Here is a 21080-nt window from a genome sequence, read left to right as displayed (position 1 = left end):
CCTGGTGCGTGCGCTCGGTCACGCGACGCGGTAATTCGGCGGACCGGCCGGCCGACCGGCGGTATTCTCGACGCCGTATGTCTGCGAAATCCCCCCTCGATGGCCTCCGGTCCCGCCTGCCGGAATTGATGCCGCGCGACCGGTCCCGGCTGCGACGGCGGCTGGAAGGCGCCCGCAAGGCGCGTGACGTCGAGGCGGTCGCCGCGCGGATCGAGGCCGACATCGCCGCCGCCGAGCAGCGCGTGGCGAACCGGCGGGCCGCGGTCCCGAAGGTCACCTATCCGGCGGAACTGCCGGTCAGCCAGCGCAAGGACGACATCGCCGCCGCCATCCGCGATCACCAGGTGGTGATCGTGGCCGGTGAGACCGGCTCGGGGAAGACCACGCAGCTGCCGAAGATCTGCCTCGAACTCGGGCGCGGGGTGTTCGGCCAGATCGGGCACACCCAGCCGCGGCGCCTGGCCGCGCGCACGGTGGCCGAGCGCATCGCCGAGGAGCTGTCGTCGCAGGTCGGCGCGGCGGTCGGCTACAAGGTGCGGTTCACCGACCAGGGTGACGAGAACACCCTGGTGAAGCTGATGACCGACGGCATCCTGCTGGCCGAGATCCAGGGCGACCGGATGCTCCGGCAGTACGACACGCTGATCATCGACGAGGCGCACGAGCGCAGCCTCAACATCGACTTCATCCTCGGTTACCTCAAGCAGCTGCTGCCGCGCCGCCCCGACCTCAAGGTGATCATCACCTCGGCCACCATCGATCCCGAGCGGTTCTCACGGCACTTCGACAACGCGCCGATCGTGGAGGTCTCCGGCCGCACGTATCCGGTCGAGGTGCGGTACCGGCCGATCATCGACCCGGAGGATCCCGACGCGGACCCCGATCGCGACCAGATCTCCGCGATCTCGGACGCGGTGGCCGAGCTGTCCGCCGAAGGTCCCGGCGACATCCTGGTCTTCCTCTCCGGTGAACGGGAAATCCGCGACACCGCCGACGCGCTGTCCAAACAGGACCTCCGGAACACCGAGATCCTGCCGCTGTACGCGCGGCTGTCCTCGGCCGAGCAGCACCGGGTGTTCCAGCGGCACACCGGGCGCCGGGTGGTGCTGGCCACCAACGTCGCCGAGACCTCGCTGACCGTGCCGGGCATCAAGTACGTGGTGGACCCGGGCACCGCGCGCATCTCCCGCTACAGCCACCGCACCAAGGTGCAGCGGCTGCCGATCGAGCCGGTTTCGCAGGCGTCGGCGAACCAGCGCAAGGGCCGCTGCGGGCGGACCTCGGACGGCATCTGCATCCGGCTGTACTCCGAGGACGACTTCCTGGCCAGGCCGGAGTTCACCGATCCGGAGATCCTGCGCACCAATCTCGCGTCGGTCATCCTGCAGATGACCTCGCTCGGGCTCGGGGACATCGCCGCCTTCCCGTTCGTCGAACCGCCGGACCGCCGTCAGATCACCGACGGCGTGAACCTGCTCCAGGAACTCGGCGCCTTCGACGCCTCCGCCAAGGAGGTCAAGGACAGGCTCACCGACGTCGGCCGCAAGCTCGCGCAGCTGCCGGTGGACCCGCGGCTGGGCCGCATGGTGCTGGAGGCGGCGAAAACCGGGGCGCTGCGCGAGGTGCTGGTGATCGCCTCCGCACTGTCCATTCAGGACCCGCGTGAGCGGCCGGCGGACAAGCAGCAGGCGGCGGGGGAGAAGCACGCCCGGTTCGCCGACAAGACCTCGGACTTCCTGGCGTACCTCAACCTCTGGCAGTACCTGCACGAGCAGCAGCGCGAGCTGTCCGGCAACCAGTTCCGCAAGCTGTGCAAGGCGGAGTTCCTGAACTACCTGCGGGTGCGGGAGTGGCAGGACGTGCACAGCCAGCTGCGGCGGCTGACCAAGCAGCTGGGCGTCACGCCGAACACCACCGACGCCGATCCGCAGCAGGTGCACACCGCGCTGATCGCCGGGCTGCTCTCGCACATCGGGCTGAAGGACCCGGCCAAGGGCGACTACCTCGGCGCCCGCGGGGCGCGGTTCTCGATCTTCCCCGGCTCGGCGTTGTTCAAGAAGCAGCCGCGCCTGGTGATGTCCGCCGAACTGGTGGAGACCTCCCGGCTGTGGGGCCGGGTCAACGCGCGCATCGAGCCGGACTGGGTGGAGCCGCTGGCCGCGCACGTGGTCAAGCGCACCTACTCCGAGCCGCACTGGGAGCGCAAGCAGGGCGCGGTGATGGCGCTGGAGAAGGTCACCTTGTACGGCGTGCCGCTGGTGGCCGACCGCCGGGTGAACTACGGCCGCATCGATCCCGAGCTGTCGCGCGAGCTGTTCATCCGCAACGCGCTAGTCGAGGGCGACTGGCAGACCAACCACCGGTTCTTCCACGAGAACCGCGCGCTGCTGGCCGAGGTCGAGGACCTGGAGCACCGGGCCCGCCGCCGCGACATCCTGGTTGACGACGAGACCCTGTTCGAGTTCTACGACCAGCGCATCGGCGCCGAGGTGGTCTCCGCCCGGCACTTCGACACCTGGTGGAAGAAGACCCGGCGCGAGCAGCCCGACCTGCTCAGCTTCGAGAAGTCGATGCTGATCAACGCCACCGCCGGGGACGTCAGCGCGGCCGACTACCCCGACACCTGGACCACGCCCGAGGGCATCTCGCTCAAGCTCACCTACCAGTTCGAACCGGGTGCGGACGCCGACGGCGTGACCGTGCACGTGCCGCTGCCGGTGCTGAACCAGGTCACCGCCGACGGCTTCGACTGGCAGGTGCCCGGCCTGCGGGAGGAACTGGTCACCGCGCTGATCAAGTCGCTGCCGAAGCCGATCCGCCGCAACTTCGTGCCCGCGCCGGACACCGCGAAGCAGGTGCTCGCGCGGATTTCCCCGGCCGACGGCCCGCTGCTGGACGTGCTGGCCGGTGAGCTGGAGGCGTTGCGCGGGGTGGAGATCCCGGCGGACGCGTGGCAGCCGGACGCCGTGCCCGAGCACCTGAAGGTCACCTTCCGGGTGATCGACGGCAAGAAGAAGCTCGCCGAGGGCAAGGACCTCGAAGCGCTGCGGCAGCGGCTCACCGGTGAGCTGCGGGCGTCGATTTCGAAGGCCGCCGACCACGTCGAGCGCGCCGGGCTCAGCTCGCCCGCGTTCGGCGAGGTGCCGAAGGTGTTCGAGCGCAAGCAGCGCGGGCTCGAGGTCAAGGCGTACCCGGCGCTGGTGGACGAGGGCGAGACGGTCGCCGTCCGCATGCTGGAAACCCCGGCCGAGCAGGAACACTCGATGTGGCTGGGCACGCGGAAACTGCTGCGGCTGAACGTGCCGTCGCCGATGAAGTTCATCAACCGGAACCTGGGCAACCAGGCGAAGCTGGTGCTCAACCGCAATCCGCACGGCAGCGTCGCGGCGCTGCTGGAGGACTGCGTCAACTGCGCGATCGACGAGCTGATGGCCGCCGGCGGCGGGCCGACCTGGGACGAGGCCGGGTTCGCCGTGCTGCTGCAGCGCGTGCGGGCCGGGTTGAACGCGACCGTGGTCCGGGTGCTGCACGACGTCGAGCAGGTGCTGCGCGCGGCGATCGACGTGGAGACGCGGCTGGCCGACGTGCGCGGGCCCGCGCTGGCGGAGTCGCTGGCCGACATCCGCGAGCAGCTCGGCGAGCTGATCTTCCCCGGCTTTGTCACCGCCACCGGCTCGGCGCGGCTGCCGGACCTGGTGCGGTACCTGCGGGCGATCGAGCGGCGGCTGGACAAGCTGCCCAGCGACCCGGCGCGCGACGTGGAGCGGCTGCGCGAAGTCCACTGGCTGAGAGACGAGTACAAATCCCTTGTGGACGCGCAGCCGCGCGGTACATCCTCAGGCGCACTGCGGGACGTGCGCTGGATGATCGAGGAGCTGCGGGTCAGCTTCTTCGCCCAGACGCTGCGCACCGCTTATCCGGTATCGGTGAAGCGGGTGCTGCGCGCCATGGACGACGCGGTGGTTCCCGCCGGTTAGACAGGGGAACGGCATGAAGAAGCTGGTCGGTGTGGCGGCGGTGGCGCTGGCGGTCGGGGTCGGCGGGGGCGTTGCCGCGGCCGGTCCGTCTACTTCGGACAGTGTGGCCGGTGACGCGTACAAGCGCACCGAGCTGTACTTCGGCTCGGTCAAGGCGGACGGCTCGGAGGTCACGCCCGAGGAGTTCGAGCTCTTTGTCGACAAGGAGGTGACCCCGTCCTTCCCGGACGGCCTCACCCGGCTCGAAGGCAACGGGCAGTGGCGCAACTCCACCGGCGAGATCATCAAGGAACGCTCGTACGTGCTGATCCTGCTCTACCCGTTCGGCGACCGGGCGGCCAACGGTGAGATCCAGGAAATCCGCGAGGACTACAAGCGGCTCTACGACCAGGAATCGGTGCTGCGCGCCGACAGCACCGAGAAGGTCTCCTTCTGATCGGGGTTACTTGGCGTCGGCGTAGGTGTTGACGGTGGAGATGTGGAGGGGGAAGCGGACCGGGCAGGAGGCGCCGAACACCAGCGCCGAAGTTTCCTCGACGGCCTCCGTGATGCACGTCTGCACCGCCTCCGCCAGCTCCGCCGGCGCGTGCACGATGACCTCGTCGTGCTGGAAGAAGACCAGGTGCGCGGGCGGCGGCAGGCGCAGCCGCAGGGTCGCGATCAGCACCGCCGTCCAGTCGGCGGCGCTGGCCTGCACCACGAAGTTCCGCGTGAACCGGCCCCAGTCGCGGGCCGCGCGCAGGGCGCGGGCGTCGGCGGCGCCGGAGGCGTCGCCGACCAGGGCGCGCCACGCCGCCGAAGGCGCCGGTGAGGTGCGCCCCAGCCGCGACACCACGCGCTCGCCACGTTCACCGGCCAGCGCCGCGTGCTCCACATAGGACACCGCCGCCGGAAACCGCTGCCGCAGCAACGCCAGCAGCGGCCCGGCCTCACCCGACGTGCCGCCGTACATCGCCGACAGCATGGCGATCTTCGCCCGGCCCCGATCGTCCAGATCACCGGTGCGCGGCCCCGGCACCGTCCGGCCACCGGCGAACATCGCCTCCGCCAGGCTGGTGTACAGGTCCGTCGCCCCGGACACCTCGGCGAGCCGCCTGTCCCCGGACAACGCGGTGAGCACCCGCGGTTCGAGCTGCGCGGCGTCGGCGACCACCAGCTTCCACCCCGGATCCGCCCGCACGCACACCCGCAGCGTGCGCGGGATCTGCAGCGCCGCCCCGCCACCGCTGGCCCACCGCCCGGACACCACCCCGCCGACCACCCAGATCGGCCGGAACCGGTCACCGCGCACCCACGCGTCCAGCCACGCCCACCCGGTGGCCGAATGCAGCCGCGACAGCTCCTTGTACTCCAGCAACGGCGCCACCGCCGGGTGGTCGATCTCGCGCAGCACGTGCGCCCGCGCCGACGGCACCTCGATGCCCGCGTGCGCGAACGCCTTCACCACGCTCGGCGGATGGTCGGGGTTCACCGGCCGCCCGCCGAAGGCCGCGCTGATCTCCTCGGCCAGCTCGGCCAGCCGCCGCGGCCGCTGCCCGGCCGGGACCCGTGGGCCGAGCAACTCGGTGAGCAGCGCGTCGTGCACGTCGGCGCGCCACGGCAGCCCGTCGAAGGCCATCTCGGCGGCGGCCAGCCCGCACGCCGACTCGGCCGCGGTGAGCAGCCGGAACCGGTCCGGATGCGGGGTCGCCGCGATCCGGCGCTCCTGCGCGGTCAGCACCACCTCGGCCGCGTCGATCGCCCGCGTGCCCGGCGGCAGCCCGGACCCACGCGCGTCGAACAACGCGGGCTGCGCCGTCTCGTGGGGCGGCGGGGGATCGGGCGGCGGCTCCAGCCCCTGCGTCCGCGCCCACGCCCCGGCCAGCGCCTTCGGCTCACCCGACCGGCCCTCCGCCGCCAGCAGCAGGCCCTCGACCAGCGACAGGTCGTGCCCGCGGGCCACCCGCACCCCGGCCCGCAGCAGCACCGGGTACACCTGGTGCGCCGCCGGGAAGACCCAGCGCGGCCGGTGCTCGCGCTCCAGCTCGGCCACGCGCTTGGCCAGCTCGGCCGCGTCCAGCTCGGTCACCGTGCCCGAACCGCGTTCACGCAGCGAGTACCGCTCCTCTCCTTCGTCCGCCACCAACATGTGCACGCCTGAGATTGTGCGCCTCACCACCGACAGAAACCGGCACCCTCGACAAGGGCCGCGCGGGCCGAATACTGTCGAACTGCGCATACCGTCGGTATGACAAGCTCGGCCGCAGCAGCAACGGAGGTGCCCGGATGAGATACCCGACCACTGTTTCCGAGCTGGTCACCAAGGTGACGGACACCGCGCGGAGCGTCGGGGTGCTGTGGCAGGCCGGGCTGGTCCCCTTCCCGAGGCTCGACGAAGGGCTGCGTTCGCTGGTCGCGGTGCGCAAGTTCGGCCCGTTCGCCGGCGCCAACCACATCTCGGCCCGGCGCGACCCGCAGGCGGTCGGCCTGGTCGACGAGCTGGGCCCGCTCACCTTCAAGCAGCTCGACGACCGGTCGAACGCGCTGGCCAGGGCCTGGTCCGAGCGCGGCATCGGGGCGGACACCGTGGTCGCCGCGCTGTGCCGCGACCACCGCGGCCTGGTGCTGGCCACGCTCGCCACCGGCAAGCTCGGCGCCCGCCTGCTGCTGATGAACACCGGGTTCGCCAAACCGCAGCTGACCGACGTGGCGAACCGCGAGAAGGTCAAGGCGCTGGTTTACGACGAGGAGTTCACCGAGCTGCTCTCCGAGGTCGACGCCGACCGCTACCTCGCCTGGACCGACAGCACCGGTGAGCACGACGTGCCGGTGCTCGACGAGCTGATCACCAGCACCGACGACCGCCCGCTGCCGAGCCCGCCCAAGCCCGGCGGGTTCGTGCTGCTGACCAGCGGCACCACCGGCACGCCGAAGGGCGCGCCGCGGCCGAGCGTGTCCGCGCTGGACTCCGCGCAGCTGCTCGACCGCATCCCGCTGCGGGTGGGGGAGAGCACCTTCCTGGCCGCGCCGATGTTCCACGCGACCGGGCTGTCGCAGTCCATTCTCTCCTTCGCGCTCGGCTCGAAGGTGGTGCTGCGCCGCAAGTTCGACCCGGAGGCCACACTGCGGGGGGTGGCCGAGCACCGCTGCACCGCGCTGGTGGTGGTGCCGACCATGCTGCAGCGCATCGTCGACCTCGATCCGGAGATCATCGCCAAGTACGACACCTCGTCGCTGCGGATCATCTTCGTCGCGGGCTCGGCGCTGTCGCCGGACCTCGGCAACCGGGCGACCAAGCTGTTCGGCGACGTGGTGCACAACCTCTACGGCTCGACCGAGGTCGCGGTGGCCACGGTGGCCACGCCGGAGGACTGGCGGCAGGCACCGGGCACGGTCGGCCGCGCACCGGTCGGCTGCAAGGTGGTGCTCTACGACGACCAGGGCAGGCGGATCACCGAGCCGGGCGTGACCGGCCGGGTTTTTGTCGGCAGCGGGCTCAGCTTCACCGGCTACACCGACGGCAGGCACAAGGAGGTCATCGACGGCCTGCTGTCCAGCGGCGACGTCGGGCATTTCGACGAAAACGGCCTGTTGTTCATCGACGGCCGCGACGACGAGATGATCGTCTCGGGTGGTGAGAACGTCTTCCCGATCGAGGTGGAAAACCTGCTCGTCGAACGCGAGGACGTGATCGAGGCCGCGGTGATCGGCGTGGACGACGAGGAGTTCGGCCAGCGGCTGAAGGCCTTTGTGGTCCCGGCCGAGGGCGCTGACCTGGGCGAAGAGGAGATCCGGTCGTACGTGAAGGCCAATCTGGCGCGCTACAAGGTGCCTCGCGACGTGGAGTTCCTCGACGAGCTGCCGCGCAACGCGACCGGCAAGGTCCTCCGCTCGCAGCTCCGGTAACCGGCAAGATCACCTACGAAAGTAGGTCAGCTCCACTCGATCCCGAACACGCCGGGACCGAAGTCGAGCGCGACCGCGTGCACCGCGTTCGCGTCGTCGATTTTCAGCTCCCGGCGGGTCTCGGGTTCACGGGTGTTCCGGCGGGTGTATTGCCAACATTTCTCCGGAATGCGGCGCTGGTTGAAACTTACTTCCAGAAGGTATTCGCGCACCGGCCGGTGGAATTCGCGGAACTGCGCGTGCCGCCATTCCGGGTTGGGCGGGCCCTCGTTGGTCAGCGAGTACTCGATCAGCTGCGTCTCACCGCGGTCGATGGGCCGGTCGAACAGCAGCTCGGCCACGGTCAGCCCGTGCTCGCTGTCCACCTCCACCTGCCCGAGCCGGCAGTTGCGCAACGCGGTCAGCTCGGGGGCCGCCGGCTGGCCCTGGTCGTACACCAGCAGCCACCGGTCCTGCGCGTCCGCGGTGGCCTGGAAGACCGCCCGCGCGGTGACCACCCGCGGGCCGCCATCCCCGTGCACCGCACAGTGATCGTGCAGTCCGACGAGCTTCAGCGACTGCTGCTGGTCGAGCGCGTGGGGCGCGCCGATGCGGGCCAGCATCGGCTTCAGCACGGTCTGTGCCGGGGTGGGCACGGAGCGCCCGCGACGCGACGACGCGCCCCGCGGCCGGGGCGGCGGGAGCAGGCCGAGCAGCGCCCCGCTGGTCAGCTCCAGCACCTCCTCCAGCACGCGGACCGCGGAAATGGAGCTGGCCCGTTCCGGCTGGCGTTTTCCGGACTGCCAGTAACTGAGCGCGGTGACGCTGACCGAAACGCCGCGGGACTGCAATCGGGCCTGAATGCGGTCGAGGCTCAGGCCGCTGGAGGAAATGGCGCCACGCAGTGCGCTGGCGAACGCGGTCTGCTCGTCGGTCATGCCTTTTCCCACCCCCAGGACCGGCTACTCGTCGGTAACGATAGGGACAACATTAGCAGTGATCTGTAACGACTTCGGTTGGTAGCTCCGTGCTAACTTGTCCGCCAAACGGAGTAACCACGTACGGGTGAACGGCCCAGTACTGGTAACTGTGAATCATTGCCGGGGCCTCCGCCGCCGGGATTGCATGGCTGCCACGCAACCCAGGTCGGGAACGAGAAAGGCAGCTCATGGCGAACTCTCGGAAGCTTCGGCGCGGTACCACGGCAGGTGTCGCCGCCGCGGGCATCACGGCAGCGGTGGCCGCCTTCACCGCGGGCCCCGTGCAGGCGGCTGAAGGCCAGATCCTCGGCGCCAACGACGCCAACGCCGTCGCGGACAGCTACATCGTGGTGCTGAAGAACACCGCGGCAGCGCAGGGCGACGTCAAGACGGCGGTGAGCACCCAGGCGCAGACGCTGGCTTCGCAGTACGGCGCCGAGGTCAGCCGGACCTACAGCTCCGCGCTCGAAGGCTTCTCGATCAAGGCCACCGAGGCCGAGGCCAAGAAGCTGGCGGCCGACTCGAAGGTCGCCTTCGTCTCGCAGAACAAGACCGTGCACGCCAGTGAGACCCAGCAGAACCCGCCGTCGTGGGGGCTGGACCGGGTGGACCAGAAGGACCTCCCGCTGGACAAGGCCTACAACTACGACACCACCGCCGAGAACGTCACCGCCTACGTGGTCGACACCGGTGTGCTGGCCGACCATCCGACCTTCGAGGGCCGCGTGTCCGGTGGCAAGGACCTGATCGACAACGACGACGACCCCTCCGACGGCAACGGCCACGGCACGCACGTGGCGGGCACCATCGGCGGCAAGGAGTACGGCCTGGCCAAGGGCGTCAAGATCGTCCCGGTCCGCGTGCTCGACGACAACGGCAGCGGCACCACCGAGCAGGTCGTCGGTGGCATCGACTGGGTGGCCGAGAACGCCAGCGGCCCGTCCGTGGCGAACATGAGCCTCGGCGGTGGCGCGGACGAGGCGCTCGACGCCGCGGTCCAGGGCGCCATCGGCAAGGGCGTGACCTTCGCGGTGGCGGCGGGCAACGACTCGGCGGACGCCAGCGACTACTCGCCCGCCCGCGTCAAGGAAGCCATCACCGTGGCCTCCAGCGACGACCAGGACGCGCAGTCGACCTTCTCCAACTTCGGTGAGATCGTCGACATCTACGCCCCGGGCACCGACATCACCTCGGCCTGGAACGACGGTGCGGAGAAGACCATCAGCGGTACCTCGATGGCCACCCCGCACGTGGTGGGCGCCGCGGCGCTGTACCTGTCGGCCAACGAGTCGGCCACCCCGGCCGACGTCGCCGAGGCGCTGACCGGTGCGGCCACCCCGGACAAGATCACCAACCCGGGTTCGGGCACCCCGAACAAGCTGCTCTACACCGGCAAGTGAGCTCGACCTGAACGGCGAACGGGGCCCGGCGCGTGCCGGGCCCCGTTTGTTACTTGCTAGTACGGTGTCGGTCATGACCGTGCGGAAGAGGATCGTGATCACCGGTGCCAGTTCCGGGCTCGGTGAAGGCATGGCCAGGCAGTTCGCCGCGCGCGGGCGGGACCTGGCGTTGTGCGCGCGGCGGACCGACCGCCTCGACGCGCTGGCCGTGGAACTGCGGGAGGCGCACGGGGTGCGGGTGCTCACCCAAGCCCTCGACGTGACCGACCACAGCCGGGTGTTCGAGGTGTTCCAGGGCTTCCGCGAGGAGTTCGGCACCATCGACCGGATCGTCGTCAACGCCGGGCTCGGCAAGGGCCAGCCGGTCGGCACCGGCCGGTTCGACGCCAACAAGCAGACCCTGGAGACGAACCTCGTCGCCGGGCTCGCCCAGGCCGAGGCGGCCATGGAGATCTTCCGCGACCAGCGCGCCGGCCACCTCGTTTTTGTCTCCTCGTTCACCGCGCTGCGCGGGTTCCCGAAGAACCTGACCGCCTACGCCGCGTCCAAGGCCGGGCTGGCCACGCTGGCCGAAGGCATCCGGGCCGAGCTGACCGGCACCCCGATCAAGGTGACCACGCTGCTCCCCGGCTACATCGACTCCGAGATGACCGCGCGCGCGGCCCGCCGCAACCCGCTGCAGGTCGGCGCCGAAGCCGGGGCGGTGGCGATGGTCAAGGCCGTCGAACGCGAACCGGCCAAGGCGTTCGTGCCGACCTTCCCGTGGCTGCCGCTGAGCGTGGTCGTCCGGCTCGCCCCGGCGTCGCTGTTGCGGAGGTTCGCCTGATGGGCGCCATCTACCTGATCCGGCACGGGCAGGCGTCGTTCGGCGCCGAGGACTACGACCGGCTCTCCGAGCGCGGGGTCCGGCAGTCCGAAGTGGTCGGTGCCGAACTCGCGCGGCGCGGGGTGGAGTTCACGCTGGCGCGCTGCGGTTCGCTGTCGCGGCAGCGGGCGACCGCGGCGGGCGCGCTGAAGGTGCTCGGCGGCCCGGCGGAGATCGGTGAGGACGCGCGGTGGAACGAGTACGACCACGTGGACATCGCCAAGCACCACGGCGGCGGCATCGCGCAGGACAGCGCGGACCCGCGTGCCTTCCAGGCCGCGCTGGACCAGGCGCTGGTCGACTGGGTGCTGGCGGCGGAGGACAGCCCGTGCGCGGAGAGCTGGCCCGCGTTCTTCCACCGGGTCTCCGGCGCGCTGGCCGATCTGGCCGGGGCGCTGGGCAAGGGGCAGGACGCGGCGGTGTTCACCTCGGGCGGGGTGATCGCGGTGATCTGCGGGGCGCTGACCGGTACCCCGGAAGCGGGCCTGGTGAAGTTCAACCGGGTGACGGTGAACGGCGGGATCACCAAGCTGGTCTCCGGACGTGGTGGGGTGAGCCTGCTGTCGTTCAACGAGCACGCCCATTTCTCGGGAGAGGCCGAGGCGCTGCTCACCTATCGATGAGGAGGTCCGTGAAGTGAAACCGTTCGGGCAGGTGCGGCTGGTCCCGGTCAACGGGCACGGGCCGGAGGACGTGGTGGTGGCCGCGGACGGCGCGGTCTACACCGGGTTCGAGGACGGCCGGATCATCCGGATCACCGAGGACGGGCGCCGGATCGAGCTGGTCGCCGACACCGGCGGGCGCCCGCTCGGGCTGGAGCTGTACGGTGACGACCTGCTGGTCTGCGACGCTTCGCGCGGGCTGCTCGTGGTGTCGCCGTCGTCCGGTGCGGTGAAGACGCTGGCCACTTCGGCGCTGGGCAAGCCGATCCTGGTGTGCAACAACGCCGCGGTCGCCGCCGACGGCACCATCTACTTCTCGGATTCCTCGGACCGCTTCCCGTTGCCGGCGTGGCGTGAGGACCTGATCGAGCAGAACGCGGGCGGGCGGCTGCTGCGGCGTGCGCCGGACGGGGAGACTTCCCTGGTGGGCGACGGGCTGCAGTTCGCGAACGGAGTCGCGCTGGCGCCGGACGAGTCGTTCGTGGCGGTCGCGGAGACGGGCGCGTTCGCCGTCCGGCGGTACTGGCTCGACGGCTCGGGGCGGCAGGACCTGCTGGCCTCGGACCTGGCCGGCTACCCGGACAACATCTCCACCGGCGGCGACGGGCTGATCTGGGTGACCCAGGCGAGCCCGCGGGTGGCCGCACTCGACCTGGTCCGGCGGCTGCCGGGCCCGCTGCGCCTGGGCATCCGGCGGCTGCCGACCAGCCTGCAACCTTCGCCGTCCCGCACGACCGGCGTGCTGGGGCTGTCGGTGGACGGCGCCGTGGTGCACGACTTCCGCGGGGAAATCCCCGGCTTCCACATGGCCACGGGCGTGCGGGAACGGGACGGGCTGCTGTACCTGGGCAGCCTGGAGGAAAGCGCGATCGCCATCACCTCGGTGAACTAGACACGGGCCGGGTGGGCGCCGCCTCGTGTCACGAATGTGGCTTTCGAGACGTGTGGTGTCTCGAAAGCCACGCGGGCTCAAGCGGTGGTTGCAACGGGGGACTGTCCGGACAGTACTCGGTTGAGGGATTGGGCTGGGGTGAGCCAGCCCAGGGTGTGGCGGGGGCGTTCGTTGAGTTCGGCGGCGACGGCGGCGAGGTCGTCGGCGGTGTGCCTGGTCAGGTCGGTGCCTTTGGGGAAGTACTGGCGGAGCAGGCCGTTGGTGTTCTCGTTGGTGCCGCGTTGCCAGGGTGAGTGCGGGTCGCAGAAGTAGATGGCCATGTCGGTGGCCAGGGTGATCTCGGCGTGGCGGGCCATTTCGTTGCCGCGGTCCCAGGTCAGCGAGCGTCGCAGCTGGGCGGGCAGGGTGGTGATGGTGGCGATCATCGCGTCGCGGACGTGCTCGGCGGTGTGACCGTGGGGCAGGTGCAGCAGCAGCACGAACCGGGTGGACCGCTCCACCAGCGTCCCGATCGCGGAGCTGTTGCCGGCGCCGAGGATCAGATCGCCTTCCCAGTGCCCGGGCACCGCGCGGTCGGCGGCCTCGGCCGGGCGCGCCGAGATCGGGATCGGGCTGGGCAGCCGGGGCGGCAGGTGGCGGCGGGCCTGGCCGCGGGGACGGCGCAGCGCCCGCCCGGTCCGCAGGCACGCGGCCAGCTCACGCCGTAACGCGCCCCGGCTCTGGACGTAAATGGCCTGGTAGATCGTCTCGTGCGACACCCAACGCTCCGGCTGATCGGCAAAAGCGAGCTTGCGCGCGGCCGCGATCTGCCCGGGCGACCACCGCTTCTCCAGCCGAGTCTGCACCCACGCCCGCAGCCGGGCGTCAACAGCCAGCTTCACCGGTTTCGGACGCCGCGCCCGCACCCGCGCCGCGCTGTCGGCAACCACCGCCCGATACGCCACCGGCCCGCCATGACGAGCCACCTCCCGGCTCACCGTCGACGCCGCCCGCCCCAGCCCCCGAGCGATCCTGCGCAACGACCACCCCGCACACAACCCCCGCGAGATCTCCTCCCGCTCAGCCAACGACAAATACCGCCCGCCCAGCGCACACGGCGCGTTCCCGATCACCCCACCAGCCTGCGCGAACCACCGCCGCCCCGTCTCATGCGACACACCCGCCAACCCCGCCGCCGGCCGCACCGCCCACCCCGCCCGCACCAACCCCCAAAACCGCACCCGAACATCACGACCCAGCACCATCACAACTCCCATCAACAAGGGTGTTGCAACAACCACTGGAATCCACCCCACATTCGTGACATCGGTTAGGCCACGTGTGTCCGGTATGCCTGGATGGTTTCCGCCAGGACTTCGTCGCCGGGGCGGGCCCACAGGTCCGCGTTGAACACCTCGACCTCGATCGGGCCGTCGTAACCGGCGGCTTCGACGCACGAACGCAGCCGCCGGTGGTCGATGGGGCCGTCGCCGGGGAGCGCCCGGCCGAGCAGGGTGTCGGTCAGCGGGACCAGTTGGTCGCACACGTGGAACCCGGCGATCCGGCCCGCCGCCTTCGCGATCAGGTCCTCGATGCGCGGATCCCACCAGACGTGGAACTCGTCCACCACCACGCCGACCGCCTCCGCCGGGTACGGCTCGGCGATCGCCAGCGCCTGGTCCAAAGTGGACAACACGGACCGCTCGGCGCACTGCATCGGGTGCAGCGGCTCCAGCCCCAGCCGCACACCGCGGTCGAGCGCCAGCGGCACCAGCTCCTCGACCGCGTCCGCGACCAGCTGCCGCGACCGCACCAGGTTGTTGTCCGCGATGCCGCCGACCACCAGCACCAGCACCTCGGCACCGAGCCGCGCGGCCTCGTCGATGGCCACCCTGGTGTCCGCCACACCGTCCACAGGGGACCCGTCGGGCGTGACCCCGGTGAAGAAACCACCACGGCACAAGGAAGACACCCGCAGCCCGTGGTCCTTCACCAGCCGCGCCGCCTCGTCCACGCCGACCTCGGCCACCTTGTCCCGCCAGAAGGCAATCCACTCCACCCCGGACTCGGCGCACCCGCGCACCGCCTCCGGCAGCGACCACGACTTCGTGGTGATCTGGTTCAGGCTCAGCTTCTCCATCACGCCACCCCCGCCACGCCCAGCAGCGACCGCATCCGCGCCACCGCGAGATCCGGGTCCTCCAGCACCCCGGCCGCGTCGGCCAGGCGCAGCACGTCGGACAGGTGCACGATCGAGCGGGCCGACTCCAGCCCGCCGATCATCCGGAAGTGCTCCTGGTGCCCCATCAGATAGGCCAGGAACACCACGCCCACCTTGTAATGCTTCGTAGGAGTACGGAAGATTTCCCGTGACAGCGCCACGGTCGGGTCCAGTAGCGAGTGGAACCCCGCCACGTCACCGGAATCCAGCCGGTTCAGCGCCGCGCCCGCCACCCGCGCGATCGGGTCGAAGATGCCGAGCAGCGCCTCGCTGTGCCCCTGCTCGTCACCCGCGATCAGCTCCGGGTAGTTGAAGTCGTCACCGGTGTAACACGACACGCCGGCGGGCAGCGACCGGCGGAAGCCGACCTCGATTTCCGCGTCCAGCACGGAAACCTTCACCCCCGCGATGACCGAAGCGTGCTCGGTGCACAGCTTCGCCAGCTCGGCGGCGGCGTCGCGGACGTCCGCGTGGCCCCAGTACCCGGCCAGCGCCGGGTCGAACTGCTCGCCGAGCCAGTGCAGCAGCACCGGCCCGTCGGCGTCGGCGAGCAGGCGGCCGTACGCCGCGTGGTAGTCCTCCGGCCCCCGCGCCACCGCGGCCAGCGCGCGGCTGGCCATCACCACCGGCACCGCGCCCGCTTCGCTGACCAGGGCGAGCTGCTCCCGCCACGCCTCGACGATGGCGTCCATCGAAGCCGGTCCCGGCGGCAGCTGGTCGGTGCCGACCCCCGCGCACCAGCGCCCGCCCGACGCCTTCGCCTCGGCACCGGTCCGCCGGATCAGCTCCTGCGTGGCCGCCCAGTCCAGCCCCATGCCGCGTTGCGCGGTGTCCATCGCCTCGGCCACGCCCAGCCCGCTCCGCCACAGGTGGTGCCGGAACCGCAGCGTGGTCTCCCAGTCCACGGTGACCTCGTACGCCGGATCACCCGGCGCCAGCGGATCGGCGACCACGTGCGCGGCCGCGTAGGTCACCCGCGAGGTGACCGGCGACGGCGAGGGCAGCGGGGTGGTCCGGCCGCTGGGGGAGAAGGGCTCGAGCGTCCGCTCGCGCGTCGGCAACAGCAGTGGGCTCATCGGCGGGCTCCCGTAAGGTGAAAGCGCTTTCTCAACAAGGTAGGCAAAACTCAGCGGAACAACAAGGGGCCGTCAGGGCACTCCCGCGCGCAGCACGTCGAAGGACAGTTCCCGGACCACCGCTTCGTCGACGTCGACCCCGAGCCCCGGACCGGTGGGCACGTGGGCGGTGCCGCCGTCGACCCGCACGGTTTCCCCGGTGGCGTAAGCGGATTCGACGAACTGGCGGCCGTTCAGGTCCACCGGCGTGCCGATGCCGAAGGCGGCGAACAAGTGCAGAGAAGCGGCCAGCCCGAGATCCGAGTCGGTCAGCCCGGAGCCCATCAACCGCACGCCGCTGTCCTCGGCCAGCGCGCACAACCGCCGGGAAAGCGTCAGCCCGCCACTGCGCTGCACCTTCGCGATCGCCACGTCGACCGCACCCAGTTTCACGAAGGTCGCCAGATCGCTCGGGTGCCGCAGGCTTTCGTCCAGCGCCACCGGCACCGCCGATTCGGCACGCAGCCTGCCGAGCCCAGCCACGTCGTTGGCGGGCAACGGCTGTTCGAATGCGTGAACGTCCAATTCGGACAGGATGCGGGAGATCCGCACCGCCTCGTCCACGGCGTAGGCCTGGTTGGCGTCCACCCACAGCGGCGCGTCCGGCCCGGCCGCCTCCCGGACGGCCCGCACCACGGCGAGGTCCTCGGCTTCGGAGTGCAGGCCGATCTTCACCTTGAACGCGCGATAACCGGCTTCGAGGCCCTCGGCGACCCGATCGGCCACCTCGTCCGCCGTCTGCCCGGAGACCATCCAGCCCAGCTCGATCCGCTCGGCCCGGCGCTGCCCCCACCACACGCCGAGCGGTACCCCGAGCGCGCGCCCGAGCAGATCGTGCAACGCCAGGTCCACCGCGGATTTCGCGAGCGGCGCGCCGATCGAGAAGCCCCGGTTGATCACCCGGTCGAACACCGCGGTGATCCCGTCGAGGTCCCAGCACGGCCTGCCGAGGATGGCGGGCGCGAGATAGCGGTCGATGGTGGAGACGATCGACTCGGCGGTTTCGTAGGTCCACGCCGGAATGGGCGTGGCCTCACCCCAGCCGCTCACGCCGTCCGCGCTGACCTTCACCAGCACGCGCACGCTGGGCCTTCCCGCCACCGCGACGGCACCACCGGCGACCCCGAACGAGCGCAGCGTCGGCAGGGCCACCGCGAAGGTCTCCACCCGCTCGACCACCAGGTCCTTCATCGGCGTGCCGCCGTGCTCGACCGCAGGACCACCTCGCCCGCCAGCCGCAGGATCCGGCTGCGGCTGCCCTTGTTGCCCTTGATAGCCAGCTCCATCGCCTTCTCGCCGAGTTCCTCCAGCGGCAGCGCCACCGTGGTCAGCGGGGGATCGAGGTCGCGCACCACCGGGATGTCGTCGAAGCCGGCCAGCGACACCTGACCAGGCACCGAAATGCCCGCCTCGCGCAGTGCGGTGAGCGCGCCGATCGCCATCACGTCGGTCACCGCGAACACGCAGCCGCTGTCCAGGCCGCGCCCGATCAGCTCGTTCATCGCCTCGTAGCCGCCGTCGCGGGTGAACGGCGCCTCCACGATGTCGCTCTCGGCCAGCTCGATCCCGGCTTCGGCCAGCCCGTCGCGGAAACCGCCGAGCCGATCGACCACAGTGGTCAGCGCACGCGGCCCGGACAGCACGGCGAACCGGCGATGTCCCTGCGCCAGCAACGCTTTTGCCAGCGCGGCGGCGCCCTCGCGGTTCTCCGGTTGCACGGTGTCCACCCGCAGGCTGCGGTGCCTGCTCACCACGGCCACCTGCCCGCCACCGCGGCGGTACGGGTCGATCTCCGCGGCCAGCGCCTTCTCCCAGGTCTTGTCCTCGAACCCGGAACCGATCAGCAGGATCGCCGAGGCCCGCTGCGCGCGCAGCATGGACACGTACGCGATCTCCTTCTGCGGGTCGCGGAACGTGCTGGCCAGCATCACCAGCAGCCCGTTGTCCCCGGCCACCCGCATCACGCCGCGGGCGATGGCGGCGAAGTACGGGTCGCTCACGTCGTGGCAGATGACGCCGACCGTGCGGTGCGAGGCACCCGCGAGCGCCTGCGCGTGCGCGTTCGGGGTGTAGGCCAGCTTCTCGGCCGCCGCCACCACGCGGTCCCGCAGGTCGGCACGCACCTTGGTGGTGCCGTTCAGCGCTCTCGACGCCGTCGCCAGGGAAACCTCGGCGGCGCGGGCCACGTCCTCGAGCGTGACGTGCGGACGACCGTTCATCGCGGCTCCCCTCTGCATGAACTCCTTGACCGGCCTGTCTGGTGTGCATACTCTACCTGAAAGCGCATTCAGAAAGCGCATTCAGGGCCGGGAAAGCGCACCTTCGGGTGTGCCTCGCAGGACGGAGGGTCATGGTCACGCGAACCCCGACCGAGGGTCTCGGGCAACCGGTGGGAGATTCACCGGGCGGTGTGGTCGAACGCGAGCGGCCGGGTGCCGGCGATCGCTTCGCGCGCTTCCTCGAACGCTCGTGGCGCCCGTTCGTCCTGCTGGCACTGCTGTTCGCCGGCTGGTGGGCGATCACCGCGGCGGAACTGGTGGAGCCGTACGAGGTCGCCTCACCCGGTGTCACGCTGGAGACGATCCTCGCCAAGCCGGACTACTTCCTCGACCACGCCTGGACCACCACCTACGAAACGCTGCTGGGCTTCGTCATCGCCACGGTGATCGGCGTGTTCGCCGCGGTGGTGATGGTCTACTCGTCGACGATCGAGAAGAGCCTCTACCCGCTGCTGCTGTTCGCCCAGGTGATCCCGAAGATCGCGGTCGCCCCGCTTTTTGTGGTGTGGCTGGGGTTCGGGCTCGGCCCGAAGGTGATCGTGGCGGTGCTGATGGCCTTCTTCCCGGTGGTCATCTCGATGGTCACCGGGCTCAAGTCGATCGACCCGGAAATGCTGGAACTGTCCGCCACCATGGGCGCCAAGCCGTGGCAGACCTTCTGGAAGATCCGGTTCCCGGCTTCGCTGCCGCACCTGTTCTCCGGGCTCAAGGTGGCCGCCACGATGGCGGTGACCGGTGCCGTGGTGGGTGAGTTCGTCGGTTCCGAAGAGGGGCTCGGCTTCATCATCCAGCAGGCCAACGGCAACTTCGACACCCCGACGCTGTTCGCCGGACTGGTGATCATTTCGCTGATGGGTGTGCTGCTCTTCCTGATCGTGGAATGGCTCGAGGCGCTCGTGCTGCCGTGGCACGCGAGCCGCCGGTCCGACAACGTCACTACAACGCTGTAGAGAAGAGGCGTTCAAGAATGAAACTCCGCGCTCTCGCCGCAGGAGCCGCCGCGGTGCTGCTGCTGGCCACCGGTTGCGGTGGCTCGGAAACGCCGCAGTCCACCAGTGCCGACGGCAAGACCCTGGACAAGGTCACGCTCACGCTGAACTGGTACCCGTACGGCGAACACGCCCCGTTCTACTACGGCAAGAACAAGAAGATCTTCGAAAAGCACGGGATCGACCTGGAAATCCGCGCCGGGCAGGGTTCGCAGAAAACCGTGCAGGCCACCGGCGCCGACCAGACCGATTTCGGCTGGGCCGACACGCCCGCTTTGCTGGCCGGGGTCGGGCAGGGCATGAAGGTCAAGAGCATCGGCGTTTTCCTGCAGACCACCCCGTCTTCGGTGCAGTTCTTTTCGGACAAGGGAATCGCCACGCCGGCCGATCTCAAGGGCAAGAAGATCGCCAGTACCGCCGGTGACGCGCTGAGCAAAACGTTCCCCGCCTTCCTCAAGGCGAACGGCTTGGCCGAAGGTGACGTGACCCTGCAGAACACCGACGCCGCCGGCAAGATGGCCGCGGTCATGTCGGGCCAGACCGACGCGCTGCTCGGTTACGCCACCGACCAGGGCCCGACCATGCAGGAGAAGGCCGGCAAGCAGGTCTCCTACCTCCGCTTCGCCGAGCACGGGCTGAGCTTCTTCTCCAACGGCCTGCTCACCTCGCAGAAGACGCTCACCGAGCGCAAGGACCTGGTGCAGCGCATGGTCACCGCCTCGAGTGAGGCCTGGACCGCGGCCAAGGGCGACCAGGCCGCCGCGGTGGACGCGATGCAGGGCTCCTCGGAGCAGCTGCCGTCGAAGCCGGTGCTCACCGAGCAGTTCGCCAAGACCCTGGAACTGCTCAACACCCAGGCGACGCAGGGCAAGGCGCCCGGCGTCAACGACGAAGCCGACTGGCGCAAGACCATCGAGATCTTCGCGAGCGCCGGCGTGATCCAGAAGGCCGAAGAGCCCAGCGCCTACTGGGACGGCGCGCTCGCCCCGAAGGGATGACGGACGACATGAGCACGGCTGCATCCACGCCGATCACGCCGACCACGCCGACGGGCACCGGGCACGCGGTCGAACTGACCGACGTCGCGGTCCGCTTCCGCACCAAGAAGCGGGACGTCACCGCGCTGCACGAGGTGACGCTGAAGGTCGAGCCGGGGGAGTTCGTCGCGATCGTCGGCCCGTCCGGCTGCGGCAAGTCGACCCTGCTGAAACTGGCCTCCGGGCTGCTCAAGCCGTCCACCGGCGGGGTGCGCGTGCTCGGCGCGGAGGTCACCGGGCCGCGCCGCGACATCGGTTACGTGTTCCAGCGCGCGGCACTGCTGGAGTGGCGCTCGGCCCGCAAGAACATCCTGCTGCAGGCCGAAATGCGCCGGATGGAGCCGGAGGCGGCGCGGCGCCGGGCGGACGAGCTGATCGAGATGACCGGCCTCGCCGGGTTCGAGGACGCCTATCCGCACGAGCTGTCCGGGGGCATGCAGCAGCGCGTGGCGTTGTGCCGCGCGCTGCTGCACCGGCCGCCGGTGCTGCTGATGGACGAGCCCTTCGGCGCGCTGGACGCGCTGACCAGGGAGCAGATGAACGTCGAGCTGCGGCGCATCTGGCAGGAGACCGGCACCACGATCCTGCTGGTCACGCACTCCATCGCGGAGGCGGTCTACCTGGCCGACCGGGTGGTGATGATGACCGCGCGCCCCGGCACCATCGCCGGCGTCGTCGACGTGGACCTGCCGGTCGAGCGCGAGTACGCGGCGACCATGGCGGAGCCCGAGTTCGCGCGCGCCACCAGGGTGATCCGCGACCACCTCGGCTCGGCCTCCGCGGCCGACTGACACATTCGAAGACTTCGGGAAGGGCTGGC

At 70.4% G+C, this 21080-nt stretch carries 17 protein-coding genes; 10 read left to right on the top strand and 7 right to left on the bottom strand.

Annotation, left to right across the window (positions count from 1 at the left end; translation table 11 throughout):
- The first annotated feature begins 77 nt into the window (after positions 1-77).
- Together hrpA and A4R43_RS19230 are read left to right on the top strand one after the other, a co-directional pair.
- Positions 78-3977: an ATP-dependent RNA helicase HrpA gene (hrpA, locus tag A4R43_RS19235; RefSeq protein ID WP_113693601.1), complete on the top strand. Its 3900-nt coding sequence runs from the start codon at positions 78-80 to the stop codon at positions 3975-3977.
- 13 nt (positions 3978-3990) lie between these two features.
- The gene (locus A4R43_RS19230) at positions 3991-4413 is read left to right on the top strand and encodes a DUF3574 domain-containing protein (protein WP_113693600.1); all 423 of its coding nucleotides are present in this window, start codon (positions 3991-3993) and stop codon (positions 4411-4413) included.
- A gap of 6 nt (positions 4414-4419) precedes the next feature.
- On the opposite strand, the gene A4R43_RS19225 is transcribed toward A4R43_RS19230, so the two are convergent.
- Entirely contained in the window at positions 4420-6105 is a 1686-nt protein-coding gene (locus tag A4R43_RS19225) for a bifunctional 3'-5' exonuclease/DNA polymerase (RefSeq protein WP_113693599.1), read from the bottom strand.
- A 137-nt stretch (positions 6106-6242) separates the two neighbouring features.
- Between A4R43_RS19225 and A4R43_RS19220 the strand changes: the two genes are divergently transcribed.
- Positions 6243-7862 (top strand): acyl-CoA synthetase, encoded by a 1620-nt coding sequence (locus A4R43_RS19220; protein WP_113693598.1) that lies wholly within the window; start codon positions 6243-6245, stop codon positions 7860-7862.
- A 26-nt stretch (positions 7863-7888) separates the two neighbouring features.
- On the opposite strand, the gene A4R43_RS19215 is transcribed toward A4R43_RS19220, so the two are convergent.
- Positions 7889-8779 carry a hypothetical protein gene (locus tag A4R43_RS19215; protein WP_113693597.1) on the bottom strand — a complete coding sequence of 297 codons (891 nt, stop codon included), beginning with the start codon at positions 8777-8779 and terminating at the stop codon, positions 7889-7891.
- 230 nt (positions 8780-9009) lie between these two features.
- Between A4R43_RS19215 and A4R43_RS19210 the strand changes: the two genes are divergently transcribed.
- The 4 genes from A4R43_RS19210 (at position 9010) to A4R43_RS19195 (ending at position 12640) form a co-directional block, all read left to right on the top strand.
- Complete coding sequence (locus tag A4R43_RS19210; protein ID WP_113693596.1) at positions 9010-10221, top strand: S8 family peptidase; 1212 nt, start codon at positions 9010-9012, stop codon at positions 10219-10221.
- A gap of 73 nt (positions 10222-10294) precedes the next feature.
- Positions 10295-11047 carry an SDR family oxidoreductase gene (locus A4R43_RS19205; protein ID WP_113693595.1) on the top strand — a complete coding sequence of 251 codons (753 nt, stop codon included), beginning with the start codon at positions 10295-10297 and terminating at the stop codon, positions 11045-11047.
- Positions 11047-11709, top strand: a complete 663-nt coding sequence (locus A4R43_RS19200) for a histidine phosphatase family protein (protein ID WP_113693594.1) — start codon at positions 11047-11049, stop codon at positions 11707-11709. Before A4R43_RS19205 ends, A4R43_RS19200 begins: the two co-directional genes overlap by 1 nt.
- Positions 11710-11722: 13 nt before the next feature.
- Entirely contained in the window at positions 11723-12640 is a 918-nt protein-coding gene (locus tag A4R43_RS19195; protein ID WP_113693593.1) for an SMP-30/gluconolactonase/LRE family protein, read from the top strand.
- Positions 12641-12717: 77 nt separating this feature from the next.
- Here A4R43_RS19195 and A4R43_RS19190 read toward each other — a convergent pair whose 3' ends face one another.
- The 5 genes from A4R43_RS19190 to A4R43_RS19170 form a co-directional block, all read right to left on the bottom strand.
- Complete coding sequence (locus A4R43_RS19190) at positions 12718-13896, bottom strand: IS30 family transposase (RefSeq protein WP_205215378.1); 1179 nt, start codon at positions 13894-13896, stop codon at positions 12718-12720.
- A 53-nt stretch (positions 13897-13949) separates the two neighbouring features.
- The gene (locus tag A4R43_RS19185; RefSeq protein ID WP_162788517.1) at positions 13950-14759 is read right to left on the bottom strand and encodes a sugar phosphate isomerase/epimerase family protein; all 810 of its coding nucleotides are present in this window, start codon (positions 14757-14759) and stop codon (positions 13950-13952) included.
- On the bottom strand, positions 14759-15916 hold the full coding sequence (locus tag A4R43_RS19180; protein WP_113693590.1) for a dihydrodipicolinate synthase family protein: 1158 nt from the start codon (positions 15914-15916) through the stop codon (positions 14759-14761). The genes A4R43_RS19185 and A4R43_RS19180 overlap by 1 nt, the downstream gene beginning before the upstream one ends.
- Before the next feature lie 72 nt (positions 15917-15988).
- Positions 15989-17146, bottom strand: coding sequence for a mandelate racemase/muconate lactonizing enzyme family protein (locus A4R43_RS19175; RefSeq protein ID WP_113693589.1), 1158 nt, complete (start codon positions 17144-17146; stop codon positions 15989-15991).
- On the bottom strand, positions 17143-18174 hold the full coding sequence (locus A4R43_RS19170; RefSeq protein WP_113693588.1) for a LacI family DNA-binding transcriptional regulator: 1032 nt from the start codon (positions 18172-18174) through the stop codon (positions 17143-17145). The genes A4R43_RS19175 and A4R43_RS19170 overlap by 4 nt, the downstream gene beginning before the upstream one ends.
- 131 nt (positions 18175-18305) lie before the next feature.
- Between A4R43_RS19170 and A4R43_RS19165 the strand changes: the two genes are divergently transcribed.
- The 3 genes from A4R43_RS19165 to A4R43_RS19155 are packed head-to-tail and all read left to right on the top strand — an operon-like array spanning position 18306 to position 21051.
- Complete coding sequence (locus A4R43_RS19165; protein ID WP_113693587.1) at positions 18306-19184, top strand: ABC transporter permease; 879 nt, start codon at positions 18306-18308, stop codon at positions 19182-19184.
- A gap of 17 nt (positions 19185-19201) precedes the next feature.
- Positions 19202-20221, top strand: coding sequence for an ABC transporter substrate-binding protein (locus A4R43_RS19160; RefSeq protein WP_113693586.1), 1020 nt, complete (start codon positions 19202-19204; stop codon positions 20219-20221).
- An 8-nt stretch (positions 20222-20229) separates the two neighbouring features.
- Entirely contained in the window at positions 20230-21051 is an 822-nt protein-coding gene (locus A4R43_RS19155; RefSeq protein WP_113697723.1) for an ABC transporter ATP-binding protein, read from the top strand.
- The last annotated feature ends 29 nt before the right edge of the window (positions 21052-21080 follow it).

Source organism: Amycolatopsis albispora (assembly GCF_003312875.1).
GTDB lineage: Bacteria > Actinomycetota > Actinomycetes > Mycobacteriales > Pseudonocardiaceae > Amycolatopsis > Amycolatopsis albispora.
This window is presented reverse-complemented; position numbering and strand designations above follow the sequence as displayed.